General features: G+C 58.4%; 34 protein-coding genes. 30 read left to right on the top strand and 4 right to left on the bottom strand.

Annotation, left to right across the window (positions count from 1 at the left end; all coding sequences use genetic code 11):
- Positions 1 to 264 precede the first annotated feature (264 nt).
- Positions 265 to 879 (top strand): P63C domain-containing protein, encoded by a 615-nt coding sequence (locus tag ACM62Q_RS05770; protein ID WP_415034485.1) that lies wholly within the window; start codon positions 265 to 267, stop codon positions 877 to 879.
- Between the two features lie 117 nt (positions 880 to 996).
- On the opposite strand, the gene ACM62Q_RS05765 is transcribed toward ACM62Q_RS05770, so the two are convergent.
- Both ACM62Q_RS05765 and ACM62Q_RS05760 read right to left on the bottom strand, forming a co-directional pair.
- Entirely contained in the window at positions 997 to 1,965 is a 969-nt protein-coding gene (locus tag ACM62Q_RS05765) for a WYL domain-containing protein (RefSeq protein ID WP_415034483.1), read from the bottom strand.
- Positions 1,966 to 1,981: 16 nt separating this feature from the next.
- Positions 1,982 to 2,704 (bottom strand): LexA family transcriptional regulator, encoded by a 723-nt coding sequence (locus tag ACM62Q_RS05760; RefSeq protein ID WP_415034481.1) that lies wholly within the window; start codon positions 2,702 to 2,704, stop codon positions 1,982 to 1,984.
- An 83-nt stretch (positions 2,705 to 2,787) separates the two neighbouring features.
- Between ACM62Q_RS05760 and ACM62Q_RS05755 the strand changes: the two genes are divergently transcribed.
- Positions 2,788 to 3,042 (top strand): helix-turn-helix domain-containing protein, encoded by a 255-nt coding sequence (locus tag ACM62Q_RS05755; protein WP_415034533.1) that lies wholly within the window; start codon positions 2,788 to 2,790, stop codon positions 3,040 to 3,042.
- On the opposite strand, the gene ACM62Q_RS05750 is transcribed toward ACM62Q_RS05755, so the two are convergent.
- Together ACM62Q_RS05750 and ACM62Q_RS05745 are read right to left on the bottom strand one after the other, a co-directional pair.
- Positions 2,960 to 3,415 (bottom strand): hypothetical protein, encoded by a 456-nt coding sequence (locus tag ACM62Q_RS05750; protein WP_415034535.1) that lies wholly within the window; start codon positions 3,413 to 3,415, stop codon positions 2,960 to 2,962. The genes ACM62Q_RS05755 and ACM62Q_RS05750 overlap by 83 nt on opposite strands.
- Positions 3,416 to 3,511: 96 nt before the next feature.
- Positions 3,512 to 3,793 (bottom strand): hypothetical protein, encoded by a 282-nt coding sequence (locus ACM62Q_RS05745; RefSeq protein ID WP_415034479.1) that lies wholly within the window; start codon positions 3,791 to 3,793, stop codon positions 3,512 to 3,514.
- Positions 3,794 to 3,877: 84 nt separating this feature from the next.
- Here ACM62Q_RS05745 and ACM62Q_RS05740 point away from each other — a divergent pair, with 84 nt between their 5' ends.
- From ACM62Q_RS05740 to ACM62Q_RS05605, 28 genes are all read left to right on the top strand, one after another.
- Entirely contained in the window at positions 3,878 to 4,345 is a 468-nt protein-coding gene (locus ACM62Q_RS05740) for a hypothetical protein (RefSeq protein WP_415034477.1), read from the top strand.
- Positions 4,346 to 4,506: 161 nt separating this feature from the next.
- Positions 4,507 to 6,885, top strand: a complete 2,379-nt coding sequence (locus ACM62Q_RS05735) for a DUF5906 domain-containing protein (RefSeq protein ID WP_415034475.1) — start codon at positions 4,507 to 4,509, stop codon at positions 6,883 to 6,885.
- A 265-nt stretch (positions 6,886 to 7,150) separates the two neighbouring features.
- Positions 7,151 to 7,414 carry a hypothetical protein gene (locus ACM62Q_RS05730; protein ID WP_415034473.1) on the top strand — a complete coding sequence of 88 codons (264 nt, stop codon included), beginning with the start codon at positions 7,151 to 7,153 and terminating at the stop codon, positions 7,412 to 7,414.
- Between the two features lie 89 nt (positions 7,415 to 7,503).
- Entirely contained in the window at positions 7,504 to 8,721 is a 1,218-nt protein-coding gene (locus ACM62Q_RS05725) for a site-specific DNA-methyltransferase (protein ID WP_415034471.1), read from the top strand.
- Positions 8,718 to 8,939 (top strand): hypothetical protein, encoded by a 222-nt coding sequence (locus tag ACM62Q_RS05720; protein WP_415034469.1) that lies wholly within the window; start codon positions 8,718 to 8,720, stop codon positions 8,937 to 8,939. Before ACM62Q_RS05725 ends, ACM62Q_RS05720 begins: the two co-directional genes overlap by 4 nt.
- Positions 8,927 to 9,478 (top strand): hypothetical protein, encoded by a 552-nt coding sequence (locus ACM62Q_RS05715; protein WP_415034467.1) that lies wholly within the window; start codon positions 8,927 to 8,929, stop codon positions 9,476 to 9,478. The genes ACM62Q_RS05720 and ACM62Q_RS05715 overlap by 13 nt, the downstream gene beginning before the upstream one ends.
- Positions 9,475 to 11,442: a phage terminase large subunit family protein gene (locus ACM62Q_RS05710; RefSeq protein WP_415034465.1), complete on the top strand. Its 1,968-nt coding sequence runs from the start codon at positions 9,475 to 9,477 to the stop codon at positions 11,440 to 11,442. Before ACM62Q_RS05715 ends, ACM62Q_RS05710 begins: the two co-directional genes overlap by 4 nt.
- 10 nt (positions 11,443 to 11,452) lie before the next feature.
- Positions 11,453 to 11,734, top strand: a complete 282-nt coding sequence (locus tag ACM62Q_RS05705) for a Mor transcription activator family protein (RefSeq protein ID WP_415034463.1) — start codon at positions 11,453 to 11,455, stop codon at positions 11,732 to 11,734.
- A gap of 103 nt (positions 11,735 to 11,837) precedes the next feature.
- Positions 11,838 to 12,068 (top strand): hypothetical protein, encoded by a 231-nt coding sequence (locus ACM62Q_RS05700; protein WP_415034461.1) that lies wholly within the window; start codon positions 11,838 to 11,840, stop codon positions 12,066 to 12,068.
- 12 nt (positions 12,069 to 12,080) lie between these two features.
- On the top strand, positions 12,081 to 12,641 hold the full coding sequence (locus ACM62Q_RS05695; protein WP_415034459.1) for a DUF5710 domain-containing protein: 561 nt from the start codon (positions 12,081 to 12,083) through the stop codon (positions 12,639 to 12,641).
- Positions 12,638 to 13,144 (top strand): hypothetical protein, encoded by a 507-nt coding sequence (locus ACM62Q_RS05690; protein WP_415034457.1) that lies wholly within the window; start codon positions 12,638 to 12,640, stop codon positions 13,142 to 13,144. Before ACM62Q_RS05695 ends, ACM62Q_RS05690 begins: the two co-directional genes overlap by 4 nt.
- A complete protein-coding gene (locus ACM62Q_RS05685) occupies positions 13,137 to 13,430 on the top strand; it encodes a hypothetical protein (protein WP_415034455.1) in 294 nt (97 codons plus the stop codon). Before ACM62Q_RS05690 ends, ACM62Q_RS05685 begins: the two co-directional genes overlap by 8 nt.
- Positions 13,431 to 13,517: 87 nt before the next feature.
- Positions 13,518 to 13,766 (top strand): hypothetical protein, encoded by a 249-nt coding sequence (locus tag ACM62Q_RS05680; RefSeq protein ID WP_415034453.1) that lies wholly within the window; start codon positions 13,518 to 13,520, stop codon positions 13,764 to 13,766.
- Complete coding sequence (locus ACM62Q_RS05675; protein ID WP_415034451.1) at positions 13,763 to 14,230, top strand: DUF1870 family protein; 468 nt, start codon at positions 13,763 to 13,765, stop codon at positions 14,228 to 14,230. Before ACM62Q_RS05680 ends, ACM62Q_RS05675 begins: the two co-directional genes overlap by 4 nt.
- 68 nt (positions 14,231 to 14,298) lie before the next feature.
- Positions 14,299 to 14,532 carry a hypothetical protein gene (locus ACM62Q_RS05670; RefSeq protein ID WP_415034449.1) on the top strand — a complete coding sequence of 78 codons (234 nt, stop codon included), beginning with the start codon at positions 14,299 to 14,301 and terminating at the stop codon, positions 14,530 to 14,532.
- Positions 14,533 to 14,534: 2 nt separating this feature from the next.
- Positions 14,535 to 16,187, top strand: a complete 1,653-nt coding sequence (locus tag ACM62Q_RS05665; protein WP_415034447.1) for a phage portal protein — start codon at positions 14,535 to 14,537, stop codon at positions 16,185 to 16,187.
- The gene (locus tag ACM62Q_RS05660) at positions 16,184 to 17,530 is read left to right on the top strand and encodes a S49 family peptidase (RefSeq protein ID WP_415034445.1); all 1,347 of its coding nucleotides are present in this window, start codon (positions 16,184 to 16,186) and stop codon (positions 17,528 to 17,530) included. Before ACM62Q_RS05665 ends, ACM62Q_RS05660 begins: the two co-directional genes overlap by 4 nt.
- 11 nt (positions 17,531 to 17,541) lie before the next feature.
- Complete coding sequence (locus tag ACM62Q_RS05655) at positions 17,542 to 17,916, top strand: head decoration protein (protein ID WP_415034443.1); 375 nt, start codon at positions 17,542 to 17,544, stop codon at positions 17,914 to 17,916.
- A gap of 11 nt (positions 17,917 to 17,927) precedes the next feature.
- Positions 17,928 to 18,941: a major capsid protein gene (locus ACM62Q_RS05650; RefSeq protein ID WP_415034442.1), complete on the top strand. Its 1,014-nt coding sequence runs from the start codon at positions 17,928 to 17,930 to the stop codon at positions 18,939 to 18,941.
- A gap of 15 nt (positions 18,942 to 18,956) precedes the next feature.
- Positions 18,957 to 19,151, top strand: a complete 195-nt coding sequence (locus ACM62Q_RS05645) for a hypothetical protein (RefSeq protein ID WP_415034440.1) — start codon at positions 18,957 to 18,959, stop codon at positions 19,149 to 19,151.
- An 8-nt stretch (positions 19,152 to 19,159) separates the two neighbouring features.
- Positions 19,160 to 19,504: a hypothetical protein gene (locus tag ACM62Q_RS05640; protein ID WP_415034438.1), complete on the top strand. Its 345-nt coding sequence runs from the start codon at positions 19,160 to 19,162 to the stop codon at positions 19,502 to 19,504.
- Entirely contained in the window at positions 19,501 to 19,929 is a 429-nt protein-coding gene (locus ACM62Q_RS05635) for a hypothetical protein (protein ID WP_415034436.1), read from the top strand. Before ACM62Q_RS05640 ends, ACM62Q_RS05635 begins: the two co-directional genes overlap by 4 nt.
- A gap of 1 nt (position 19,930) precedes the next feature.
- Positions 19,931 to 20,449, top strand: a complete 519-nt coding sequence (locus ACM62Q_RS05630; RefSeq protein ID WP_415034434.1) for a hypothetical protein — start codon at positions 19,931 to 19,933, stop codon at positions 20,447 to 20,449.
- Positions 20,450 to 20,451: 2 nt separating this feature from the next.
- On the top strand, positions 20,452 to 22,722 hold the full coding sequence (locus ACM62Q_RS05625) for a beta strand repeat-containing protein (protein ID WP_415034432.1): 2,271 nt from the start codon (positions 20,452 to 20,454) through the stop codon (positions 22,720 to 22,722).
- A gap of 12 nt (positions 22,723 to 22,734) precedes the next feature.
- Positions 22,735 to 22,941, top strand: a complete 207-nt coding sequence (locus tag ACM62Q_RS05620; protein ID WP_415034430.1) for a hypothetical protein — start codon at positions 22,735 to 22,737, stop codon at positions 22,939 to 22,941.
- Between the two features lie 2 nt (positions 22,942 to 22,943).
- Positions 22,944 to 23,231: a DUF5658 family protein gene (locus ACM62Q_RS05615; RefSeq protein ID WP_415034428.1), complete on the top strand. Its 288-nt coding sequence runs from the start codon at positions 22,944 to 22,946 to the stop codon at positions 23,229 to 23,231.
- A 144-nt stretch (positions 23,232 to 23,375) separates the two neighbouring features.
- Entirely contained in the window at positions 23,376 to 23,606 is a 231-nt protein-coding gene (locus ACM62Q_RS05610) for an HP1 family phage holin (RefSeq protein ID WP_415034426.1), read from the top strand.
- Positions 23,599 to 24,141, top strand: coding sequence for a glycoside hydrolase family protein (locus ACM62Q_RS05605; RefSeq protein ID WP_415034424.1), 543 nt, complete (start codon positions 23,599 to 23,601; stop codon positions 24,139 to 24,141). Before ACM62Q_RS05610 ends, ACM62Q_RS05605 begins: the two co-directional genes overlap by 8 nt.
- The last annotated feature ends 55 nt before the right edge of the window (positions 24,142 to 24,196 follow it).

The raw sequence follows: 24,196 nt of genomic DNA, 5'->3' as shown, positions 1-24,196 counted from the left end.
CTGTTCTAATAAAGCAATAGCCGGACTGATAATTTGCGCAAAATTCCTCCATGATTTTGTTTCCCGCAAGGCGCCAGCAATACACAATGACAGCATGAACAAAAGAAGCGCATCAATCCTTGCTGGAATTTTGGCGGCGTTTGCCTCGCCGCGACGCCGCTTTATTCCGCCAGCCACCCAGCTTTGCAGGGTCAGACATTGACCGCATGCGCCGATCTGCTTGCCGCAGTGGTGTTGATTTCAGAAAAGTGATTGAGCGCGAACATGGTTGGCGACGTTGAAATTCCTTGCGCCGTGCTTGAAGACGGTACGCGTGTTTTTTCTGAAAGCGGCGTTACCGATGCAATCCTTGGCGGCAGAAGCGGCGCGTCTAAAAAGCTCAAGAAGCAAGCTGAAGAAGCCGGGGCTCTTTTGCCGATATTTGTTGCCCCTGGGCAGCTAAAACCGTTCATTTCCAATGATTTAATGAATGGGCCCTTTAGGCCGATTTCCTACGCATCAAACGGAAAGGCGGCAATAGGGTTTGATGCTCAGGTACTCCCGTCGGCCTGTGAAGTCTGGCTAAATGCTCGGCAGGCTGGGGCCCTACAAAAACAACAGCTCGACAAGGCGCAGAAGGCAGAGGTCTTAATGCGCGGTCTCGCTAGGGTTGGCGTCATTGCACTTGTTGATGAGGCAACCGGGTATCAGCGCGACCGCACCAAAGACGCGCTGGCGCTAATCCTTGAAAAGTTCGTTGCCAAAGAACTTCAGCCGTGGATAAAGACGTTCCCGGCCGACTATTACGAGCAGCTTTTCCGCCTGTATGGCATTCCGTTTCCGCCCGCCGGCAAGCCGCAATGGCGGCCTTCGTTCAAAAAAAGCAGCAAGGCATACTAATCAATAGCAGATTGTTTCCGCCGATGCTTTTGGCCAGCTCCGGGCGATAAAAAACCGCATCAAGGGCGGCAGGGCAGTGCTACTGGTTTGACATTATGCCAATACTTATTTCATTGGCTATCGTCCAGCGAGCTGAGCGGTAAGGTAGTCCAGTGCTTCAGACTCTTCTGGCTTAACTGTTTTATCGCTGTCTACTATTTGGTTTGCCACGACAATGATACTCTCGCGCTCGCGGAGAGGAAGCTCAGCTAGTCGCTGGCAAATCATGTAAAAAGCAGTTTGCGACGGAAGGACGAGATGCTGACAAGCATTCTCAATATCTTCGATCTTGAGCAATCTATCTGGCACCATGCTTTGGCAATGCTTTAGGAATATTTCTTTTTCCTTTCGCGTGAAACGTCCATCAAGCTTGCATAAGTAAAAAATTGCGCGCAACGCGTCTGCTGACTCTCTCAAAGACGTTTCAACGGCGAAGTCATTGCTCGCCACGTGACGATTCCTTGCCCAGGCGTGGAGAGACTGTATGCGCTCGCCCGTCTCAACATCGATGGCGACAATCACTCGATCTAACCGAAAAGTTCTTGGTGCGCGTCTAAGCTGACAGAACCCTTTCAGATAGCCATTCGACTCACGTGTGTCACACTCGCTAACATGAACAGTTCGCCGTGTTTTTTTTCCGTTGACATCGACATACTGAATATTGAGCACGGCCCTAATCGGTTTCGGAGAGAACTTGCTAGGCGCATTATTAGGCACACCTGAAATGAACGAGTTCGACCAGTCGTCAATCCATCCGTCATTTTCTGCATCGTTTTCTTCGTAGTCGCCGGCATCAATGAGCGCGGAAATTTTAGCTCTATCTTCTTGCGATAACGGCAACGGCCGCTTTGTTGTTGGCGCTTGCAGAATCCTTTGGTTGGATTTCTTGGTATCTATCTGACGCTTTGCAAACAAAATAACAGCCAACACCGCAAAGACCATCGCTGCGGCAGTGATGCTTGTTCCTATAGGCCATCGATCAAATGACCTGGCAAAGATCGCAACAGCCATCACCATGGCGCCAGAGAGAAATATTAAGTAGGCCATGGTCTCTTCATGATATCTATCGTTCAGATTCCATCGACCACCATCCGACAACCCTGGCGCTTATCGTAAGCTGATCTTCTTCGTGAGGAAGGTAGGTTTCTGGACCGGGCCCAGTAGGGTTGTCCGACAACACCTCAATGCATGGCGGCTTAAGCCTCTGGCGCACGCGCTTCACCAGCAATCGCTCGGACGAGCCGTGGCCAATTGATAGGCAATAAATTCCGTCGCCAACAAATGAATTGACGCGCACATCGACGAATAGAAGGCTGCCGTCAGGTATCGTAGGGCTCATTGATGTTCCGGAGCAGATAACGATCTTTATCCTATCCGGGTCGCAGCTTCCAAGCCGCTCAATTGCCCATTTTCGCGCGATGTCGAGGTGTTCCACCGCTTCATTGTTGTTGCAGGCATCGACGCCATGCCCAGCAGAGTAGCGGACAGGATGAAGTTCGAAACGGACGAAATCATCAGGGACAGAGATGCTCCGGCGCTCATTCGATATCTGCGGGCTGAAATCATCAACCCTCACCTTGAGGTGGTGTGCGAACTTGATTGCTGCGTCGATATTCAGAGGAATTTTCCCGTTCAGATACTGGCTAACAGTACCTTGCGACTCCCACCCGCACGCCGCCGCAAGGGATTCTTGGGTTAATCCAAGATCTTTCCTTTTGCTGAAGTAGATCGCTTTTAAGCGAGCGGCATCTTCTTTTTGCTCGTCTGTTAATGGCTGTGCTGGCATGTGATCAATTTTTCAGGAATCTATCCAATTGACAAGCAGCCCGACTATTGCAATATAAAATCAGTCGAGCTAATATTTGGCAGATGAACGCAGCGCAATCAATTCGCCAACGCCTCGGGATGTCGCAAGCCGCATTTGCGCATGCGCTCGGCGTGTCACAGGGAAACATATGCCACATCGAGCAGCAGCGCCAGGAAGTCACACCTCGCATCGCCAGGCGGATCATCGCCCTGGCCGCTAAAAATGGGATAGCGATCACTTTTGACGATATCTATGCCGCCGCCCCGGAAGAGCGGCATGGCGCCAACCAACAAACACAGGGCCGCTTGAATGATTGATCGAATCGAATTTCCAAGCCGAGATGCCGCGCCGATGCCGCGCCGATGGTTGCCAGCTCGGCCCGCATGTGGCGCAACAAACATCGGCTGCGACGACCGGGCGATTCGATTCTCGCTCAAGAGCGATGATGGATTGAGGCACTTCTTTGTACTTACCCGCACCGATGCGCTGTGGCTTGCTCGAACCTTCATCTTCGCGCTCGCGCCGCGAATAGCTCGGGCTTTGTTCGCGACAGGCGATCTCTTGTGCTGCCGTCTGCGGGCTGGCATACGGTCCGTCGATACAGTCGTCGCCGAACCACACCATCCATCCGCGCTCGTCCGGGATCAGCATGAATGCACCGCGGCGCGTAATAAATCGGTAAACGATCATGGTCCGATCCTTTAGTAATAGGTTGATGCGAGTGGAATCCACAATCTATCACACTGGATCGGGCCACCAATCGAAATGATATGGCGATAAATGACATCACGATCCATCCACCGGAAACACTGCGTCAGCCCGCATGCGCACAAACCAGGACACCGCGTCAGCAGTGAATCCGGCATCGGCACCATCGGCGTCCAGTGCGCCCTTGAGCGCAGCTTCTGCCGCGTCGAGTACTGCAGCGGTTTGCCTGTCCTCAGCACAAACCGTCGGAAACAAGGCAAGCACAAGCGTTTCAAGCGCCAGACAGCGGGCCATCGTTCCTTGGTACGCGGCATCAAGATCAGCCAACCGCTGCTCAATTCCCTCAATTCTCGTTTCCATGGTGCGCCTCTCGTTGTTTGTTCGGTGAGGCCATTGTCGGCGCGCAATGCGCCACACCACCCTATAGCCAAAGAGGCGTCGCACATGTCATACAAACCGCCCGCATACGAGCATCTGAAAATCAAGTACAGGCACATTTTCAGAGCGTGCCAGGTCACGCTTAAAGAATGGCCGTCCGGCGGATCAGACGTGTTTCGCATGCTTGACCGCCAGCCCGAGAACGCCTGGACACAGTTCAACCCGGACGCGCTTGAAGCAGGCCCGTCTTTGCTGACGCTACTGGAAGTTCTCGAATACACAAAATCGCGCCGCATCGCGCACGCACTCGGAGAAGTGTCCGGGCATATCACCCTGCCGTCGCCAGATCACAGCACATATGCCGTCAGCTGCGCGCAGGCCGCAGACAACCTGGGCGCCGCAATGCGCCCGGTCATCTACAACCTTGACACCTTCGCATCCCGCCCATCCGCAGCAGATCGACAGAAGATGCAAGCCGACCTACTGCGCATCATCGACGCAGCTCACGTGATGCTGATGAGGCTGCAGGGATGACCAAACCCCGCACCCCACTGGTCGAGCAGCGGGCAGCTGCCATGCCTCTAAAACCACCATGCCGAGTACGGGTCCTTCCTCAAACCATGGCGCTAAGGGTATCAGGGAGCCCAATTGGTCTGGTGTCGGTGTTTCGTGAACATAGTGAACGGGTTTAGTTGATGGGATTCCTGAATTTCGACGACGCGCTGCATCAGATGCAGGAATTCGGCCTTGACGTTACAGCCGAAGACATCGTGATTGGCCAGCGCCGCCGCTGCCGGCACAAGGACGGCGGACGGGAGAAGCGCGGCTGGTTCCAGCTTTACGAGCTGACGAAACATGACAGCTCCGGCACGCTGATCGTTGGCAGCTTCGGCGCTTTTTTCGGCGCCGAAAATATAGTGCATAAAATCGAACTGCCGAAGAAAGACCGGCAGGAGATGACCGCCGACCAGATGGAGGCCCTGCGCGCTCGCATCCAGGCAGATAAAAAACGCGCCGAAGCCGAGGCCAAGCGCAAGGCAGAAGAATGCGCCCGCCGCGCTGACCACGCATGGCGCGCACACTGCAAAGAAGGCAGTCGCGACCAGTCTGAATACCTGAAACGCAAGCAGATCGAGCCGCACGGCGGCCGCTTCTTGCCCGGGGGCAAGTTTGCTATACCGCTCCAGGACGCTGAACGCCGGACCTACGGCCTGCAGATCATTTACGACCAGGCAAAACAAGGCCGCGACAAGTCATTCTGGCCCGCGGGTCTGGCGAAAAAGGGACATTTTTTCATGATCGGCGGCATCCCGGACCGCCTTTTACTGGTGGCAGAAGGATTTGCCACCGCCGCATCGATCCAGCAAGCCACCGGGCTGCCCGTTGCCGTTGCTTTTGATGCCGGAAACCTGCTGCCCGTCGTCAAGGCGCTGGCTTCAAAGTACAAGCGCGCAAAGATCCTCATCTGCGCCGACGACGACTACCGCACCGAAGGCAACCCAGGCGTAACGCACGCAAGAACAGCCGCCCTGGCCGTCGACGGCGGCGTCGTATTCCCTGTTTTCGCCGAAGAACGCCCTACGGACAAAAAAGGGCCGACCGATTTCAACGATTTACACCTGATCGAAGGGCAGCAAGCCGTTGCCCGGCAGATCGAAGCCGCACTCACGGCATTGCAATGGCGGCCGACGCCCGCCGCGCTCGCGGGGCACGCGCCAAAGGGGGGAGGGGAGAGCAATTGCGCCCAGTCCGTCATGCCCCTGGATGACCTCGTCGAGCGGTTTGTGTTCATCGACGACGGCACCGGCGACTACGTTTTTGACCACTGGACATACAAAATCGTCAAGCGCTCGCAAATGGTCGCCCTGCTCGAAGCGGGCGTGCGAAACGACGACATCAAGCGCCACCCTGCATGGATCTCGCGAGCGTACTACCTGGACCAAGTCGGTTTTGACCCAACCGGAAAAGACCCGCGCATCAAACTCAACACCTGGCGCGGCTTCGACATCCAGCCGAAAGAAGGCCGCTGCACAGCAATTAAAGACCTTGCCAGCTTCCTGTGCTGCGCCGAAAGCAACGCAGAAGAAGCAAAAAACTGCCTACTCGACTTTCTGGCCTATCAAGTGCAGCACCCAGGCGTCAAGCTCGGCATGGCAACAATCATGCAGGGGCCGCAAGGCACAGGGAAATCAACCCTGTTCAACATCATGATGCAGATCTTCGGTCAGTACGCAAAAGCGCTGAATCAGCGCGCTCTCGAAGACAAATTCAATAGCGACTGGGTGGAAAACACCCTCTTCGTCAAATGCGAAGAAATCGCCGCCAGCTCCCACGTGTGGGAAGTCAAAGGCGAAGTCAAAGACCTGATCACCGGCGAATACATCCGCGCAAACGAAAAGAACGCCGTCGCCCGCAACATCCGCAACCGCATGAACTTCGTCATTCTCTCAAACGAGACGATCCCCATGCCGCTCGAACGCGACGACCGCCGCTTCCTCGTCATCCGCACCCCGCCGCCGGCACTGCCGGAATTCTACCGAGAAGTGCACGAAGAAATTGAAAACGGTGGCGTAGAAGCATTTTTCTACTACCTGCTGCAGCGCGACCTGACGAACTTCCACCCGAAGTCACAGCCGCCCATGACAGACAGCAAGCGCCGGCTGATCACCGCCTCCGCACCATCCGAACAAGTCTTCATCGAAGAGTGGCTGGCCGGCCAGATCGACATCGGCAACAAGCGACTGCCAGTATGCCCATGCACAGGCAGCCAGCTCCACAACACCTATGCACGATGGGCGCGGCAAACACTCGTCAGCCGACCAAGGGACATGAATCAATTTATCAGCTTCATCCACGGCCTGCAGGGGTGGGAAGCCGGAAAAAGCTGCGCCACCTACGAAGACCTCAACTCGACCATAAAAAAGAACAGAAAAATGGTCATACCGTCTCAGGACGCACTCAACAAAGCCGCGCTCGCCGGCGCGGATGTCATAGAACAAAACGCAAACACCCGACAGCGCTGGCTCACAGAAGGCTTTTGCGCGTTTGAAACCGTCCTGGAACAACACTCATGACCATAAATTCCACGGCATTCCACGCCATTCCACGCCTAAACCACGCCGAAAACAGCCCGCAGGCCCTGTATTCCACTCATTCCACGCCTAAACGCGCCTGCGCGCACGTGAACGCAAACGCCCAAACGCACACCGCAACGCACGCTTCCCCACGCGCGTGTACAAATACACCGTGTACACCGTGGAATGAGTGGAATACAGGGGTTAGCAAGGCATTTTCCGAGATGGCTGGCGTGGAATGCCGTGGAAAACAGGAAACAAGCAAATGACCAAGCCACTACGCCAGGCCATGCCGGAAACCGCCGCCTTCATCGACGCCATGCGCGAAGCCTTCGGCCCGGAAAACATCAACCCGTCCATCAAAGCCGGCATCGACGGCCAGCCCACATTCTGGGCAAGCGAAAACGGCCAGGAAATCGGCACCCGCTTCACGCCAGCGCCCGAACGCACCATCACCATGGCCGATGTCCATATCGGCCCCTGGCGCGCACCCACAGCCCCGCAAAACGCATCTGGAAGGAAAAGATAAATGGACGACATAGACCGCGCGCAAGTGAGAGAAGAACTCGACCGCTCACTCGCCATCGCTGCCGCCCGCCGGCGGGAAGGACTGCACAAATGAACATCCAAAACCACCCCATCGACACCCTGATCCCCTACGCCCGCAACAGCCGCACGCACAGCGACGAACAAGTGGCGCAGATCATGGAATCCATCGAGCAATTCGGCTTCACCTACCCGGTGCTGGCCGATGCGCAAGGCATCGTTGCCGGACACGGCCGCGTCATGGCCGCCACGCGCCTGTATCAAGCCGGCAAAACCATCAAGCTACCCGGCGGCGAAGCGCTACCCGTCGGCACGCTGCCGGTCATCGACTGCACCGGCTGGACCGAAGCCCAGCGCCGCGCCTACATCATCGCCGACAACAAACTGGCCCTGAACGCCAGCTGGGACGAACACATGCTGGCGCTCGAATTCGCCGACCTGCGCGCCATGGAATTCGACACCACGCTCACCGGCTTCAGCCTGGACGACATCGACGAACTACTCGCCGAACTCGACGCCACGCCAGAAGGCGAAACCGACGCCGACGAAACCCCCGCCGTCCAGTCCGAAGTCAAAACCCAGCCCGGCGACGTGTGGCTGCTCGGTAAGCATCGGCTGATGTGTGGAGATAGCACCAACGCGGCTGCGGTCGGCGTGCTGATGGCAGGCAAAAAGCCAGACATGATTTTCACTGACCCACCCTATGGAATTGCGTATTCCAGCGCCAAATTTAACGGAAACCGCAGCGGCGTCACAAACAAGCGAAATAAGGCAGAGATGATTATCGGAGACGGCGACGACTTCGACCCGTCTTTTATGCTCAATATGTTTAGTGGAGTAAAAGAGATTTTTATCTGGGGTTATCAGTATTACCCGGAAAAACTTGGCCGAGGCGGAATTATTGTCTGGAACAAAAAACAAGAAAGCGAATCCGGGTGCCCGCATGGTGATTTTGAACTTTGCTGGTCAAAACGTGAGCGAAACAAAATGTGCTGGCTAAAGTGGGGAGGATTCAACAACAAAGAAAAAGGCGAGGATCGGCTGCATACAACACAAAAGCCTGTGGCCCTGGCGGAGTGGTTTTTTGAAAACTGGGGAAGCGGCGCAAATACCGTCCTCGACCTGTTCGGCTGCAGCGGCTCCACCCTCATCGCCTGCGAAAAAACCGGCCGCCGAAATTGCAGCATGGAACTCGACCCGAAGTATTGCGACGTAATCGTCCGACGCTGGCAGCAATACACCGGAAAATCTGCGGTCCACGCCGTCACAGGCCAGGAATTCGGCGAATGAGCCAAACCCGCCTGCAATCCGCCGTCGAATCGCTGGCCAACGTCGCCATCGGCTACGCCGTCGCCGTCGCCAGCCAGATGCTGATCTTCCCCCTGTTCGGCATCCACGTCACCCTGGCCGACAACCTGCTGATCGGCGGCTACTTCACCCTCATCAGCATCGCCCGCAGCTACGCCGTGCGCCGCTGGTTCAATCGGAGGCGCGAATGGCAACGCTAGTCACACAGGTCGAATTTGCAAAAATGGAAGGCCGGGGCAAGAGCTACATCACCAAGCTCAAACAAGCCGGCCGGCTGGTCATGGAAGGCGACAAAGTTAACGTCGAAGCCAGCCGCGCCCGCATCGCCGCCACCGCCGACCCCAACCGCGACGACGTAAAACAACGCTGGGAAGAACAGCGACGGGAAGAACAGTACTGGGAAGAACAGCGAAATCACCCGGAAACCGTCAAAATCGGCAACAGCTACCAGGCCGCCCGGGCGGTAAAAGAAAAATTCGCCGCCATGAGCGCCAAGCTCGATTACGAACGCGCCATCGGCAAGATGGTCGAGCGCACCGAAGTCGAAGCCGCCGTCGAAGACGTAACCAGCATCATCCGCCAGGCGCTTGAGCAAATGCCGCACCGCACCGCGCCCGAGCTGGTCGGGAAAACTCTGGACCAGATCCGCGCCACACTGAAACAAGACATCCATGCCGCGCTGTCCGAAATGGAGCGGGAGTTTTCCAAGCGGCTTGTGCAGATCGGCGAAAACGAATGACCACCGCCCACCGCCTCGCCTTCCGCGCTGCCCGTCGTGCCGTGCGCCCGAAAGACCATCTCACCGTCTCCGAATGGGCGGACGCTAACCGCGTGCTGTCCGGCGAAAGCAGCGCGGAAGCGGGGCAGTGGAAAACATCGCGTGCGCCGTACCAGCGCGAAATCATGGATTGCCTGTCAGAAGACTCGCCACACCGGAAAATCGTGTTCATGGCCTCCAGTCAGGTCGGCAAAACCGAAATCGGCAGCAACTGGCTGGGATACATCATCGGCCACGCCAAAGGCCCGGTCGGCATCGTCATGCCCACCGAGAAGTCGCTGAACGACTGGCAATCGCAAAAGTTCGACCCCATGGCCCGCGTCACACCTGCCGTAACCAGCGCCATGGCGACCCGTAGCAACCGTGCCGGCGACAACTCAGCGCAGCGCAAACGCTTTACCGGCGGCATCATGTATTTCAAAACCGCCGGCTCCACCAGCGAGCTGAAATCCACCTCCCTGCGCTACGCCATCGCCGATGAAATCGACGAGTACGACTGGAGCACGCTACAAGGCGACCCACTCGGCCTGCTCGAAATCCGCCTCACCACCTTCCACGACCGGAAAATTCTGGTGGTCTCAACGCCCACCATGAAAGACGCCAGCCGCATCGAGGAACAATTCGAACTAGGCGACCAGCGCCGCTACTACGTCCCGTGCCCGCACTGCGACGAACGGCAATACCTCAAATGGTCCAACGTGCGCTGGCAGAAAAACCCCATCGGCCGCGTCACCCGCGCCTGGTACGCCTGCGAACATTGCGGCAGCGAAATCGACGAACACCACAAACCCGCCATGCTCGCCGCCGGCCGCTGGATCGCCGAAAGCCCCAACGGCGCCTGGCGCAGCTACCATCTCAACGCCATCTATTCCCCCATCGGCCTTGGCCTCTCATGGTCGGAGCTGGCCGAAGAATGGATCGAGGCGCAGGATGACGTCGCCAAGCTCATGCGTTTCATGAACACCCGCCTGGGCGAAAGCTGGGCCGACCGCTCGCACGACCTCAAACCCAACGTGCTGATCGCCCGCGCAGAACCCTACGCCCTGCGCACTGTGCCGCACGGCGCCCTGGTGCTGACCGCAGGCGTCGATACGCAAGACGACCGCCTCGAAATCCGCATCATCGGCTGGGGCATGGACGGCCACGAATGGACCATCGATTATCACGTCATCCACGGCAAGCCGGCCGAAGACGCGATATGGGACGCGCTAGACGACTACCTGACCGCCGAATTCCAGACCGACCACGGCAAAACCCTACGCATCGAAGCCACCGCCATCGACACCGGCGGCCACCACACCCACGACGTCTATGCCTACGTCCGCCGCGCAAAAGCCCGCCGCGTCATCGCCATCAAGGGCGCCAGCACGCCCGGCCGCGTCATCCTCGGCAGACCATCGCACCAGGACGTCAACTTTCGCGGGAAAACCGTGCGCAAAGGCGTAGCGCTCTACACCGTCGGCAGCGACACAGCGAAACACTGGATCTACGCACGCCTGAACAACGACGCCGACAAAGACCCTGGCGACCGCAAAGTCCATTTCAGCACCGAACTCGACCCGGGCTTCTTCGACCAGCAAGTCGCCGAAACATTCAACCCGCGAAAAAACAAATGGGAGCTGAAGAAGGGCAAGCGCAACGAAGTTCTCGACACCCACGTCTATGCCATCGCCGCCAGCCACCACCCGGAACTGTACCTGCACAAATGGCGCGTCAGCGACTGGAAAAAAAGAGCAGCAATGCTTGAAAAGTATGAGGCCGCCGAACAATACAACGATCAAACCGCACCCGCGCCGTACAAGGGAGAAATTACTGCGCCACCAAGCCTCGAAAAACGCGCCTTATCACAGTGGGGCGCAAGCGATTATTCAGCAACGGAAAACAAAGCCGAAGACACCAACCTATTTTCACCCATCCCAATCTGAGACCGCCGCCATGGAAAACACAAAAGCAGACGACATCCCCTCCGTAGTGGAAGAAGAAATGCGCCTCGCCCGCGTTGCGAACATACCTATCGACGACCAACCGCGCTACGTCGCCGACAGAATACGCCTGCGCATCGGCGGCTGCTATGACTACGTGCGCAAACGCACGCTGTCACCAGACCAGCGGAAATCAGAAATCCGCCGCCGATTCACCGGCAACAACGTTGCGGAACTGGCGTCAGAATTCGACCTTACGCATCGCAGAGTCCGGCAAATAATTTCAGGAAAATGATAAAAAACGCTTGCGTATCAGGCATAAATGCCTGATAATACACCCATGGATTAAGCAATAGCGCTGATCCCCGACGCCTCCGGTAGCAGGCAGGAGAAAGAAAATGTTCTACGCAGGCCAACTCAAGAGCACCGACGAAGACATCATCATCGCCCGTTTCGGCGGAATGGATATGGATGCGTCGGATTGGCTACTGACCGGATCGATGGTCAGTTCGATTTATCAATATGCCGAACAAGGCGCTGTTCGGCGCGGTGGATTTATGCCGCGCGCAAACGGTTGCGACGGGTTCGAAAACTTGACCGCCGCCGACTTTGGTGACATTTTCGGCTAAGGAGACACGGGGATGGACAGAATCGATCTGAACGTCCCCTTCGCTGACAAAAATTCGGCGAAGGCGGCAGGTGCCAAATGGGATGCCCTGCATCGCACCTGGTATTACCCAGGCAGCAGCGTGCCGGAGGCGTTACTGCGCTGGCACATTCCCGGCAGTCGGCCGGACAGCGAAATCAAGCGGGACGTCGATCATCGCGTCGCCGATCTGGTTGCTGACCTGCCGGCAGCTTACGAGCGCAAGATAGCCATTGCCGAGTTGATGGCGCTGATTCGCGCCGAGAAAATCGCCAAGATAAAAAACGCGTCTCTGATCAAGCCGCCGCTTCGTTCGGCGGGGAAATCCGCATGCATCCAATCCGCCATTGCCTGGCTGACCGATGACATCTATGGCGAGCACAGCACATTGCCCGATAGCGGGATCGCCTCGCTGGACGATTTTTTGATGATGGCGTTGCCCAAGAGACGCCGCCCTATCGACGCACTCGACCGGGCCAACAAACTGGACTCTGGACGGGTCATGGTCAACGGCATGATTTCGCTGGTTTTATCAATCCACCCGGAAATTAAATGAGCAATTTTATAAATCACATCACCCTATCGACCGGCCACTGCCGTCGCTCCCCGCGCACAGAAGTCGACGACGCCACCCTGGCCCTGCTACACCCCTGGCTTGAGCGCACACGCACCAGCGGAAACATCGAGCCGCTCCCCGTTGCTCCGCTCTCTCACTTTGGTGCCCGCGTCATAAAGGAAATCGGCCTCGTCGTCACAATTTACGGACCACGCGGCCCGCACACGCCAGGCAAGCCGCACAGTGGCGAATGGCTGCCCCTCGTCACGCTCGGCATTGCACAGCGCTCCAGAGAGTCAGGGGATTTGTGGGCGCAACTGGTCGCCAATTTTGGCACCCGGCCAGGGGTGATTGCCCCCTCGACGCCATGGGTAGCAGTCGCGATCCACGACACGATTGGCGGTTATCTCGACGCCCTGCAATGGCTCGGCGACCTGGAGCGCTGTATCGCCTGGGCATGGATCACGCGCAACCCGGCCATCCGCGAGGCAGGAGATGACTGACATCATCAGCACCGCCATTGCTGTCGTGCGGCTTCCCGGAATAAACTCTAGGCAAGCAGCGTCGCTGCTGATCGAGTCGATCAATGCCGACCTCGGCACCCGCTACACGACAGACTATCTCAGCAAGTGGCGCCGTGCTGAACGCCCGATCCCGCAGCACGTACAGGACTGGATGCTGCGGACCAGCATTGGCCATGCGATCCACCAATGCGGCGGCATCGCGCCTACCGACGATGAGCAACTCGACAACCTGGCGGCAATGCTCTGCCCGCCGCAAAAAACATGAAATAATCCTTGCAACTTCCGAAAACGGAAGTATAATAAACACATGGAGGCAGCGATGAGCGCAGCCCCGACACTTAGGAGAGTGACCATGAAAACCAAGCTGATCCAGACCGAAAACAACCAGCACGTCGTTGCCATCGTCAATGGCGACGAGATGCGCGCCTATTTCGTCAATCACAGCATGCACACCGCGTCCGCGGTGTCCGAAACCCTGAACCGCGATGCCGCCCGTTTCGGCCAGGACGTTGGCGAGGCTGCCGGCGGTTTTGACCAGTTGCCCGCGATCAAGGTCCGCATCGCAAAGAGCGGCCGTCGCCTTTACTCGGTCGCCCAATGAACGCACAAACCCTCCAGGCGCTCCGGCGCCTGTTGTTCTTCTCCCGCCAGGAAGCCGCGCTTCTTGTCGCCGCGAGCGACACCCGCCCGCGCGGCGTTTCAGACCGCGCCTGGCGCCAATGGGAGGCCGGAGAATTCGCAGTGCCGCCCGACGTTTCTCAGCGCATCACCCGCTTGGCAGAATGGCGACAGTCCGCAATCGACGCCGCAGTCAAACAGATAGCATCCGCCCCGTACGGCAGTGATATCGCGCTGGTCTGGTATGACGCGCTCGATGACTGGGCCAGCCTGCCTGGCCGTGAGCCAGTGCTCTGGCGCCCACAGCAATCCGTCTGCGCCGCATTGCTCGCCGAATTTCCCGGCAGGCTCAGACTTGTAAAATTCGATGCCCCAGCTTATTCAGAATGGCTGACCGGCGGAGAGGACTCAGAAACGCTGCGTAGCCAGTGGGCCTCCGCAAACTAATCCACCCGGAAATTTTTAGTGAAATTTTCCCCTGAAAATTTCCACCCCATCCCGGCAATCTGCCGGGCATGGGAATCTACAGCCACCTAACAAACGCCGAACTGATCGCAGAGCGCGACAAGCTCTCTGCCGCGCTATCCGCCCGCCTGACCGGGCCAATCGGCACAGCATGGGCTGACAAGCGCACCCAATACAGCGACGGCGCAATCAAGGAACTGCGCGCCGCGCTCGCAGAAGTCAATGCAGAAATCGACCGCCGCAGCAGCGAAAGCACGCCGCGCGGCCCGATCTACCTGGTGTGACCATGGCGCGCACATCTCGCCACCGTCCCCAGCGTCACATCAAGGCACCGCCCGGCCCATCAGGAGCAGTCGCGTCGTCGCACCACGCAGCAAGCAGCAGCGACCTTGCCATGCACGGCTGGAACCCTATCGCCGCCAGCGCCGACGCCGACCTGCTGCCGGACCTCGATACACTCATGTCGCGCAGCCGGGATCTGGCCCGCAACAACGGCCTCGTCGCCGGCGGCTTCCAGACCTTACGCGACAACATCGTCGGCAGCGTCCTCAAGCTCTCCGCAACGCCAGACTATCGCCTGCTTGGCTGGACACGCGACCAGGCGCTCGCCTGGGAAAACATCGCTGAGGCAAAATTCCGCAGCTACGCCGAAATGCCCGGCGAAGTCGATGCCGGCCGCACGCTCGATCTACTCGGCCTTACCCTGCAGGCACTCACCGGCGCACTTACCAACGGCGACGCCATTGCCCTGCCGATCTGGAAGCCGCGTCCAGATGCCCGCTGGGCAACGCGCATCAAGCTGATCGAAGCCGACCGCCTCTGCACGCCCGCCCATCTTGAGCACCGAGACGACTGGCGCGGCGGCATCCAGTTTGACAATGACGGCGCGCCGATCAATTACGCCTTCCTCAAGCGCCACCCAGGCGACGCCTACGGGCTGTTCAGCGCAGGTGCCGGTGTCAAAGAATGGGAAATCGTCCCGGCATTCACCGCCTGGGGCCGCCGCCGCGTCATTCATCTGCACGACAAAGAGCGCACCGGGCAGAGTCGTGGCAAGCCGATCCTGACCGCCGTCATGAAAGAGTTTCACATGGCGGGCAAGTACAGCAGCAACGAGCTGCAGGCCAGTGTCGCATCATCGCTGGTCGCCGCATTTCTCGAATCGGACCTCGACCAGGAAAGCGCCGGCGCGCTATTCGGGAATGACCCGCGCGCAGAATGGAACAAGTCAGTCAAGCAGGCACAAGGACTGCGCAAACTCGAAGGCGCCGCAGTCATCCCGCTGCCTGTCGGCGCAAAGGTCAGCACATTCACACCTGGACGCCCGAATCAGGCTTTCGAGGCATTCATGCTCGCCGTACTGCGGCATATCGCAGCCGGCATGAACATGCCCTACGAATTGCTGCTTAAGGATTTCAGCAAGACCAATTACAGCAGCGCCCGCGCCGCCATGCTCGAAGCCTGGCGCTATTTCAACGGCCGCCGCCGCTGGCTGATGACTACCTGGCTCAAGCCGATCTACGAGCTGTGGCTTGAAGAGGCCATCAACGCCGGCGAAATCGAAGCGCCAAACTTCTACGCACAGCGCTACGCCTACACCCGCTGCCGCTTCATCTTCGGCGGCAAGGGCTGGGTCGATCCGGTCAAAGAAGCGCAAGCCGCCATTCTTCGCGTTGCCGGCGGCCTCTCGACCATGGAAAACGAGTGCGCCGAGCAGGGCCAAGACTACGAAGAAATCATGGACCAGCAGCAGGTCGAGCAAACGATGCGCGCCGAACGCGGCTTGCCGGCGCTTGGTGGCAACGCCAACAAGCCGACCGCCAAAACACTCACGCAAGACAACCCGGCCGATCCAGAAGACGAAACCGGCGAGCAGAGCGCCCAGGCATTCAATGACACCATGGCCATGCTGGGCCAGCCGCAGGAGTCCGCGCAATGAACTATCCCTCCATCCTCGCCCGCATCTTCAACACGCCCCTGTTGATTAACCCGCAGAAGCTTGACGCCATGATCGCCGGCATCGGACCGCGCCTATTCGGCAACGACCCGCAAGCCGGCGCCATCCTCGCCGCCATGGCTGCCGGTCGTAATCTTGCCGACGGGAAACAGAACCGGCCGGAAATGTTCAGCACCCGCCGGGGCGAGTACGCCGAACGCGGCTATCAGGTCATTGATGGCGTCGCCGTCCTCAATACCAGCGGCGCCCTGGTGCATCGTTCCAAGTTCGTGATGGCCGACTGCACCGTCATGCAGGGCTACAACGACCTGACTGCAGATGTCGAAGACGCCATGTCCAACCCGGACATTCACGCCATCTTGCGCGTCATGGATACGCCTGGCGGAGAAGTGCAGGGCGCCTTCGAACACCATGCCCGCCTGCTCGATCTCAAGGGCAAAAAGCCCATGGTCGCCATCGCCGACGGTGTTGCCGCCAGCGCCGGCTACCTCTCCGCCATCGCCGCCGACGAACTCGCCATCACCAGCACCGGCTATGCCGGCTCCATCGGCGTCGTCATGCGCCATATCGACCTATCTGCCGCACTCGCCAGCGAAGGCGTCAAAGTCACACACATCTTCGCCGGCGCACACAAAGTCGACGGCAATCAGTTCGAGCCGCTGCCGGACGCCGTGCGCGCCGACTGGCAAGCCGAAATCAACAGCCTCTACGAAATGTTCGTCACCGCCGCCGCCGCCGCACTCAGCGTCGATCCGGAATCCCTGCGCAAGACGCAGGCACAGACCTATCGCGGACAGGCCGCCGTTGATGCCGGGCTGGCGCATCGCGTCGCAACCACCGATCAACTCATTTCCGAATTGGCCGGGCAACGCGCCCGGACATATCCCGTCGGGCAGCCCGCCCGCACCTCCGCAACCGCCATTCAAAAGGAGACTTCTATGTCTGGCACCGAAACCCCGACGGGTCAAACAACCGCGCCCGTCATCAACCAGTCTGATCTGGACAAAGCACGCGCAGAAGGCCACGCCGCCGGCGTCGCTGCTGAATCCGCCCGCGTCAGCGGCATCCTCGCGCTACCGGCAGCAAAGGGCAACCCGGAACTGGCGCAAACCTGCATCAGCACCGGCCTGAGCCTGGAGCAATCCACCGCCATCCTCGGCGCCGCGCCGCAGCAAATCGCCGCCGCCGCGCCAGCCGCCGCCGCCAATCCGTTTGCCGCCGCCATGGCTGCCACGCCGAACCCGGACGTGTCGGGCATTGAAGGAAACGCAAACATCGACAAGGAAGCTGCCGCAGCTGCAAGCATCCTGTCCTTCCTGCGATAAGGAGACAGATCATGAATTACAAAGCAACCTTAAAGACCGAAGGCACCCTGTCGCACGACAAGCTGATTGCCGGCAACGCGCACCTGCTTGTATCGCGCAAAGTCACCATCAAGTCTGGCCAGAACGTCGTTCGCGGCGCTGTGTTGGGCAAGGATGGCGACGGCAAGTATCTGCTGTCCCTGTCCGCCTCCAACGATGGCAGCCAGACCCCTGACCTGATCCTGGCCGAAGACTGCGATGCCACCTCCGCCGACAAAACCGCGATTGCCTACGCACGCGGCGACTTCGCCATTCAGGCACTGACCATCGGCACCGGCCACACCGCAGCCAGCATCACCGAAGGGCTGCGTGCCAAGGGCATCACCATTATCAACATCGTCGCCTAAGGAGCTGACAAATGGATATTTTCTCGCTTGGCGTCCTGCGCCGTGTTGTTTCCGAACTGCCGCCGCCGCAGCCGTTCATTCTCAATTCGTTTTTCGGGCAAGAGCAGCGCGAAACGACCGAAGAAATCCACTTTGACGTGGATTCCGGCCGCCGCCGTCTGGCTCCGTTCGTCGCCCCGATTGTTGCCGGCCAGGTCGTAGCCCAAAACGGCTACACCACCAAGACCTTCAAGCCGGCCTACATCAAGGACAAGCGCGTTTTTGACGGCTCCCGCGCATTCAAGCGCGCCATCGGCGAGCGCATCGGCGGCGAATTGTCGCCTGAGCAACGCCTGCAGGCCGCGCTGGCGTTCGAGCTGAACGACCAGCTGGGCATGCTCACGCGCCGCATGGAAGTCATGGCCGTCGAGGCCATGCGCACCGGCAAGATCACCGTAGCCGGCGAAATGTACCCGACCGTCGAAGTCAATTTCGGTCGGGACGGTGCATTGACCAAGGCGCTCACGCTGGGCGCCCGCTGGGGTGAGTCCGGCGTCGAGCCGCTTGACGATGTGCAAGCCTGGTCGCTGCTGGTCACGGAGAAATCCGGCGCCGCCGCAAACACCATCGTCATGGATGTCAAGGCATGGCAGTTGTTCAGCGCGTCAGCCAAGGTTCAGAAGCTGCTCGACCGCTTCCGTGGTGCCGACAAGCTGAACGCCACCATTACCGGCGAAGGCGGTCGCTACATGGGCAACATCGGCGACTTCGACATCTGGGTCTATGCCGGATGGTACGAAAACCCGGCCAACGGCCAACTGACCCCGTATCTGCCGGATCACACGGTCATCATCACCGGCCCGGACCTCGAAGGCGTCCGCGCTTTCGGCGCCATCCGTGACGAAGAAGCCGGCTTCCAGGCTGTGCCGTATTTCAGCAAGTCCTGGGTCGAGCAAGATCCGGCCGTTCGCTACCTGATGATGCAATCGGCCCCGCTGCCGGTGCCGTACCGCGTCAACGCATCGCTCTGCGCGACCGTTCGCTAATCCGGGAGGGTGACTATGAAACTCATTGCACTGGTCACCATCGTCACCGCAGGCGGGGAAACCCCGCCCGGTGGCGAGCTGGAAATCAAGGACAAATCCGACGCAGAAAGTCTGATTGACCGTGGCTTTGCCCGCGCCGCTGAAACGAAAAGCAAGGCTCAATCCGCTCAAGTGAGCGAGCCGGCTGCTGCCAGCGAAAAAACAGACTGATATTCACCATGAAATCCATCCGCCGAGACATCCACCTTGAGCCAGGCAGTTACACCTGCATCCGCCTGCGCCTCAAGGCGGGCGGGCAACCGTTTGACCTCAGCGGATGGACCGCCCGCCTGCAGGCACGTGACTACACGCGCAACCTGCTCATCGATCTCACGCAGGACAACGCCGGCATCGAAATCGATCCGGCAGAAGGCGAAATACAGATCAACTTCTTCGTCAGCGCCACCGCCGGAATTCGCGAGAAAACCGCGTATTACGACCTCAAGCTGATCCCGTCAGATCCCGAGCGCGCCATTGAGATTTACAACGGGCAGATCACATTCGGCAGGGAGGATTGTCAATGACAACCTGCATCGAAGAAATCGAAATCGGCATGCCTGGCCCGCCGGGCAAGCCAGGACCACCCGGCCCGGCTGGCGGATCATCTGTCGAACGCACTGCCGCTGAACCGCTGTCAGCGCTCACCATCGTCTGGGAAGACGCCGACGGAAAAGTCAGCGCCCTGGACAACAAAGACGCAGCACATATCGACCTGCTCTGCGGCCTGACCATAACCGCCACACCTTCTGCCGGCGATGCTGTCCTGGTCCAGTTGTCCGGCGCAGTGGATATCAGCGGCCTGGGCCTGACACCTGGCCGCGTCTGGCTTGGACCAAACGGCACCCTGACACAAACACCGCCCGCAGAAGGCTTTGACCTGCTCATTGGCCGCGCTGTCGGCCAGCAGCTTTATCTCTCCATCACCGACCACATCAATCTGGAGCACTGAAATGGCACAAAAATTCCTCGTCCGTCAAGGCGGCAAAACCATCCAGGCCGAAGCTGCCGATGTCAGCGCTGGCGTAGCAGACGCTGGCCGCGTCCCCGCGCTGGGCAGCGACGGCCGCCTCAGCCCGACCATGATGCCGCCCGGCATCGGCGCCGAAACGCAGCTCATCACCGCCACCGAAAACTTGGCCGCTGGCAGCTTCGTCAATATCTACTCCGACACCGGCGACCTGGCCGTGCGCCTGGCCGATAACTCCAACGGCCGCGCTGCCGATGGCTACATCCAGACCGCCGTGCTCATGGCGCAAGATGCCCTTGTCTATCCGCTCGATGGCGTCAACGCCAACCTCAGCGGCCTGACCCCCGGCGCAGAATACTGGCTTGGCACCGCAGGAGCGGTCACCGACACCCCGCTGGATGAAAACGACGTGGCCAACGCCAACAAGATCAGCCAGTACCTCGGCAAAGCCAAGAGCGCCACCGAGCTGATTACGACCGACGACGGCTACGTGGTGCTGTAAAAATGGCAGAACGGAAGCCGCTTGTACGCGTCGGCGGGAAGAGCAAGCAGCTTCCTGCCGGAGACTCGCTATCGAAATCCGTCGTTGGCCTTGGCAACGTCACAAATGACGCCCAGGCAAAAGCGAGCATTTACCCCAACACCACGCCCGCAGCTGGAAGAATTCTAGTCGGTCAGACATCTGGGAAATATGAGTCACATGCAATGGCCGGCGATGCGACCATATCAGAGAGCGGGCTGGTTACCATCAGCAATGGCGCAGCCACGAACGCCAAACAAGGGGCTATGCCTGCTGGGACAGTAAAGGGAAATAAACACGCTGTCGCCGCCGCGCCGCAAGACCTTACTCCCGCAGAAGCTCGCACTGTCCTTGGTCTTGGCACCGCCGCTGTAGTAAATACCGGCACTGGCCCTAGTGACGCCATCCTTGGTAACGACACCCGCCTATCCGACTCCCGCGCCCCCACCGCCCACAGCCACGGCAACATTACCAATGTCGGGGCGATTGGAACCACCGCCAACCTGCCGGTTATCACTACCACCTCTGGCGTACTGACGACTGGCGCTTTCGGTACAGGTGCGACGAACTTTGCTGCTGGAAACCACAACCACAACACAGCTTACGCGCCGATTGACAAAGGTGTAACCAACGGCGACGCCCACGACCACAGCGGCGGCGACGGCGCACAGATTGCCTACTCGTCGCTCTCCGGCCTGCCAACCCTGGGCACTGCTGCGCCACTCAACGTCGCAGCATCAGGTAACGCGGCGGCGGGTGAAGTGGTCAAGGGCAACGACACCCGTCTCTCCGACGCCCGCGAATGGATAGCGCCTACGACAACCCAAGCGCAGGCTGAAGATGGTAATGGCACTACGCGTCTAGCTTGGACAGGACAGCGTGTCAGACAGGCTATTGCTGCGTGGTGGAATAGCATCACGAACATCGACGGCAAGAATATCGGCGCTACAACTCCGGGTACAGGGCGTTTCACTACTTTGGCAACGACAGGTAATACAGCCCTCGGTGATTCATCCACCAACACCGTGACGGTGAATGGGTATATGGGGGTGGGCGGTGCCGGGAATGCGTCTTACGCAGTGCATATTCAAAACGCCGCTCTGACAGGTGGAAGCCAGTACGGTGTAGTGTCCGCACCCACGTCATCAGTTGCAGCAACTAGCACAACGGCGGCATTTGGTGCGATTCCAGCAACGGCAGCTAACGCGTACACCGCAACGAACGTCGTTGGACTTTACGCTTTCAATGCCACTAAAGGCGCTGGCTCCACCATCGCCAACCAGCACGGCGTACTGATCGCCGACCAAACCCAAGGCATCAACAACTACGGCATCACCTCTCAAGTATCCGCAGGCACTAACAAGCGCAATTTGAATATCACAGGGACCGCTGATAACTACTTAGCTGGTAACGTCGGGATCGGGATAGCATCTCCCGGTACGAAATTACACGTTGGTTCCGCAGCTTCTATATACACGGGTGAGATTAACGCTGACAACAGTATTGCCGCATTTAAAAATTCAGGCAATCAGGCAACTATTCGCGTTATCGCTGCTAGCTATGGCAACGCATCCGAAGCAAATCTTGACTTAGCAAACTTCGCATCGAAGAACCTTAATTTTCGCTCAGGTTTCCGCTTGTCTGGCGGTGTAGGCGCTGGAGAAACAACAGCAAATGAGTATTTTGCTGTTTCCGCGATTGCGATATCGTCTAATGGGACAATTTCAAGTACAGAACGCCTCCGCATCAATTCTGCTGGACAACTCGGCATCGGACTCACACCAACCGCACGTAATAACACAATACTACAAATCGTAGATGGTATCGGCTTCCCCGCTACACAAGTCGCATCGTCTGATCCTAATACACTTGATGATTACGAGGAAGGGACTTTTACGCCTGTAGCAAGAGGCCAAGCCTCCGCAGGTGTTGGGACATATGGAGTCCAGCTTGGCAAATACACCAAAATCGGGAGGAATGTATTTTTCCAGATTCTTATCACTTGGACTGCACACACCGGGACGGGAAATCTGCAAATTACGGGGTTGCCTTTTATAACCTCATCTGACGCTAATTCACAGAGCTACTTTACCGTAGTACCTTCCGATCTTACCTACTCAGGGGATATTGCAGCTAACGTCCAGCCCGGATCAGATCTTGTGCAGATTTACTCATTTGCGTCAAATAGCCCGATTACGCAAGTTGGCATGTATTCATCGGCCGGCATTCGTATTGCAGGGTTTTACTCTGTGTAAAGGATAAATAAAATGTTAAAAGAGCAACGCATTCTAAAATCAGTTCAAATCCTGTCTCAGCAATCTGCTGTAAATGTCCAATGGACAAATCAGATTCTCCGAGGCGATGAAGTAATTTCTGAGCAATATGAGCGAAAAGCTTATACACAAGACCAGAAAGATGCTTTCCTCGCAGAAGTTGAAGGTGCTGAGGACTATATCAATATCCTTGGGTGGTAATTATGCTCATCACTCTGCTCATACTGTTCGCAGCCCTGCAAGTCAGCGATGCAGTACTCACCATGCTGATCCTGCGCGATGGTGGGCGCGAGCTAAACCCAATCATGCGCTGGTTGATGGACAAGAGCGGCATCGTTCTCGCGCTCGTGTGGGTAAAACTCGGCTTGATCGTTGCTGTTGCTGTCTGGGTGCAGTCTGTGTGGCTGCTGGCTGTGTTCATCGCAATTTATATCGCCGTCGTGGTCTTCAACGTGCGGAATTACGAAAGGATGTGGTCGGATGCTCGCTGACAAGCTCAATCCCTGGCGCATCGCCCGCACCGTCGATCTACTGTGGATGCCCGCTCGTATTGCGGCGGTGTCCGCTCAAATCTACTGGGCCACCTGGCATCAAGTGTTCCGCTACCCACCCCGCTGAAAAAGAAAGTGAACAACATGAGCGCCCGCGAAGCCGCCACCAATGCCGCTACCTACACCTCTGCCGGTGGCGCCATCCTGTTCGGGATGAGTGCCAACGAAATCGCCGCCGCGGTCGGTGCCGCTGTTGCGATCCTGACGTTTCTTACCAACCTTTGGTACAAGCACCAGCACCTGCGGCTGGCGAAGGCAAAAGCAGAGTGCGTCAAGCCCGGGTTCCCCTGCCCGGAGTCGCCAGCCGATGAATAGGCCCGCCCGCATTCTCGTTGCCAGCCTGGCCCTTTCCTCTGCTGGATTCGCTGCATGGGTGGCGAATGAGGGCAGTTCGCCGCCGGTGGTGGTGGCCGGGGAAGAGCGCCTGGCGCCGCACATTCCGACCCAGGGCGACGTGCCGACCATCGGCCACGGCGCCACCCGCTATGAGGACGGCACGCCGGTCAAGCTGACCGATCCGCCCATCACCCGCCAGCGCGCCGAATCGCTTGCGCGAAATCTGCTTTCGGCAGACGAGCGGCGCTTTCGTGCCTCGCTGCCCGGTGTGCTGCTGCACCAGGCGGAATATGACTTATATATCGATTTCGTCGGGCAGTACGGCATCGGCAACTGGCGCGGCTCAAGCATGCGCCGCCACCTGCTGGTTGGCGAATATACCGCCGCCTGCAACGCCCTGCTGCGCTACCGATACGCTGCCGGCTATGACTGCTCCATACCCGGCAACCGCCGCTGCCCCGGCGTCTGGACGCGACAGCTTGAGCGGCACAGAAAGTGCATGGCTGCGCAGTAGCGTCGGCGTCATTCGAACCTGACCACCCGGAAATTTTTAGTGAAATTTTCCCCTG

This window comes from Azonexus sp., from assembly GCF_047638095.1.
Classification (GTDB): Bacteria; Pseudomonadota; Gammaproteobacteria; order Burkholderiales; family Rhodocyclaceae; genus Azonexus.
Note: the sequence above shows the minus strand (reverse complement) of the source record. Positions and strands in the feature narration are given on the sequence as shown.

Bases quoted from the DNA above. Each gene is read 5' to 3' on its own strand.
- ACM62Q_RS05680 (WP_415034453.1), top strand. From the start codon at position 13,518: ATGAAAACCAAGCTGATCCAGACCGAAAACAACCAGCACGTCGTTGCC.
- ACM62Q_RS05615 (WP_415034428.1), top strand. From the start codon at position 22,944: ATGCTCATCACTCTGCTCATACTGTTCGCAGCCCTGCAAGTCAGCGAT.
- ACM62Q_RS05630 (WP_415034434.1), top strand. From the start codon at position 19,931: ATGGCACAAAAATTCCTCGTCCGTCAAGGCGGCAAAACCATCCAGGCC.
- ACM62Q_RS05710 (WP_415034465.1), top strand. From the start codon at position 9,475: ATGACCACCGCCCACCGCCTCGCCTTCCGCGCTGCCCGTCGTGCCGTG.
- ACM62Q_RS05625 (WP_415034432.1), top strand. From the start codon at position 20,452: ATGGCAGAACGGAAGCCGCTTGTACGCGTCGGCGGGAAGAGCAAGCAG.
- ACM62Q_RS05665 (WP_415034447.1), top strand. From the start codon at position 14,535: ATGGCGCGCACATCTCGCCACCGTCCCCAGCGTCACATCAAGGCACCG.
- ACM62Q_RS05650 (WP_415034442.1), top strand. From the start codon at position 17,928: ATGGATATTTTCTCGCTTGGCGTCCTGCGCCGTGTTGTTTCCGAACTG.
- ACM62Q_RS05640 (WP_415034438.1), top strand. From the start codon at position 19,160: ATGAAATCCATCCGCCGAGACATCCACCTTGAGCCAGGCAGTTACACC.
- ACM62Q_RS05715 (WP_415034467.1), top strand. From the start codon at position 8,927: ATGGCAACGCTAGTCACACAGGTCGAATTTGCAAAAATGGAAGGCCGG.
- ACM62Q_RS05635 (WP_415034436.1), top strand. From the start codon at position 19,501: ATGACAACCTGCATCGAAGAAATCGAAATCGGCATGCCTGGCCCGCCG.
- ACM62Q_RS05770 (WP_415034485.1), top strand. From the start codon at position 265: ATGGTTGGCGACGTTGAAATTCCTTGCGCCGTGCTTGAAGACGGTACG.
- ACM62Q_RS05690 (WP_415034457.1), top strand. From the start codon at position 12,638: ATGAGCAATTTTATAAATCACATCACCCTATCGACCGGCCACTGCCGT.
- ACM62Q_RS05720 (WP_415034469.1), top strand. From the start codon at position 8,718: ATGAGCCAAACCCGCCTGCAATCCGCCGTCGAATCGCTGGCCAACGTC.
- ACM62Q_RS05725 (WP_415034471.1), top strand. From the start codon at position 7,504: ATGAACATCCAAAACCACCCCATCGACACCCTGATCCCCTACGCCCGC.
- ACM62Q_RS05750 (WP_415034535.1), bottom strand. From the start codon at position 3,415: ATGATCGTTTACCGATTTATTACGCGCCGCGGTGCATTCATGCTGATC.
- ACM62Q_RS05705 (WP_415034463.1), top strand. From the start codon at position 11,453: ATGGAAAACACAAAAGCAGACGACATCCCCTCCGTAGTGGAAGAAGAA.
- ACM62Q_RS05660 (WP_415034445.1), top strand. From the start codon at position 16,184: ATGAACTATCCCTCCATCCTCGCCCGCATCTTCAACACGCCCCTGTTG.
- ACM62Q_RS05645 (WP_415034440.1), top strand. From the start codon at position 18,957: ATGAAACTCATTGCACTGGTCACCATCGTCACCGCAGGCGGGGAAACC.
- ACM62Q_RS05605 (WP_415034424.1), top strand. From the start codon at position 23,599: ATGAATAGGCCCGCCCGCATTCTCGTTGCCAGCCTGGCCCTTTCCTCT.
- ACM62Q_RS05695 (WP_415034459.1), top strand. From the start codon at position 12,081: ATGGACAGAATCGATCTGAACGTCCCCTTCGCTGACAAAAATTCGGCG.
- ACM62Q_RS05760 (WP_415034481.1), bottom strand. From the start codon at position 2,704: ATGCCAGCACAGCCATTAACAGACGAGCAAAAAGAAGATGCCGCTCGC.
- ACM62Q_RS05740 (WP_415034477.1), top strand. From the start codon at position 3,878: ATGTCATACAAACCGCCCGCATACGAGCATCTGAAAATCAAGTACAGG.
- ACM62Q_RS05685 (WP_415034455.1), top strand. From the start codon at position 13,137: ATGACTGACATCATCAGCACCGCCATTGCTGTCGTGCGGCTTCCCGGA.
- ACM62Q_RS05735 (WP_415034475.1), top strand. From the start codon at position 4,507: ATGGGATTCCTGAATTTCGACGACGCGCTGCATCAGATGCAGGAATTC.
- ACM62Q_RS05655 (WP_415034443.1), top strand. From the start codon at position 17,542: ATGAATTACAAAGCAACCTTAAAGACCGAAGGCACCCTGTCGCACGAC.
- ACM62Q_RS05610 (WP_415034426.1), top strand. From the start codon at position 23,376: ATGAGCGCCCGCGAAGCCGCCACCAATGCCGCTACCTACACCTCTGCC.
- ACM62Q_RS05745 (WP_415034479.1), bottom strand. From the start codon at position 3,793: ATGGAAACGAGAATTGAGGGAATTGAGCAGCGGTTGGCTGATCTTGAT.
- ACM62Q_RS05700 (WP_415034461.1), top strand. From the start codon at position 11,838: ATGTTCTACGCAGGCCAACTCAAGAGCACCGACGAAGACATCATCATC.
- ACM62Q_RS05755 (WP_415034533.1), top strand. From the start codon at position 2,788: ATGAACGCAGCGCAATCAATTCGCCAACGCCTCGGGATGTCGCAAGCC.
- ACM62Q_RS05765 (WP_415034483.1), bottom strand. From the start codon at position 1,965: ATGGCCTACTTAATATTTCTCTCTGGCGCCATGGTGATGGCTGTTGCG.
- ACM62Q_RS05670 (WP_415034449.1), top strand. From the start codon at position 14,299: ATGGGAATCTACAGCCACCTAACAAACGCCGAACTGATCGCAGAGCGC.
- ACM62Q_RS05675 (WP_415034451.1), top strand. From the start codon at position 13,763: ATGAACGCACAAACCCTCCAGGCGCTCCGGCGCCTGTTGTTCTTCTCC.
- ACM62Q_RS05620 (WP_415034430.1), top strand. From the start codon at position 22,735: ATGTTAAAAGAGCAACGCATTCTAAAATCAGTTCAAATCCTGTCTCAG.
- ACM62Q_RS05730 (WP_415034473.1), top strand. From the start codon at position 7,151: ATGACCAAGCCACTACGCCAGGCCATGCCGGAAACCGCCGCCTTCATC.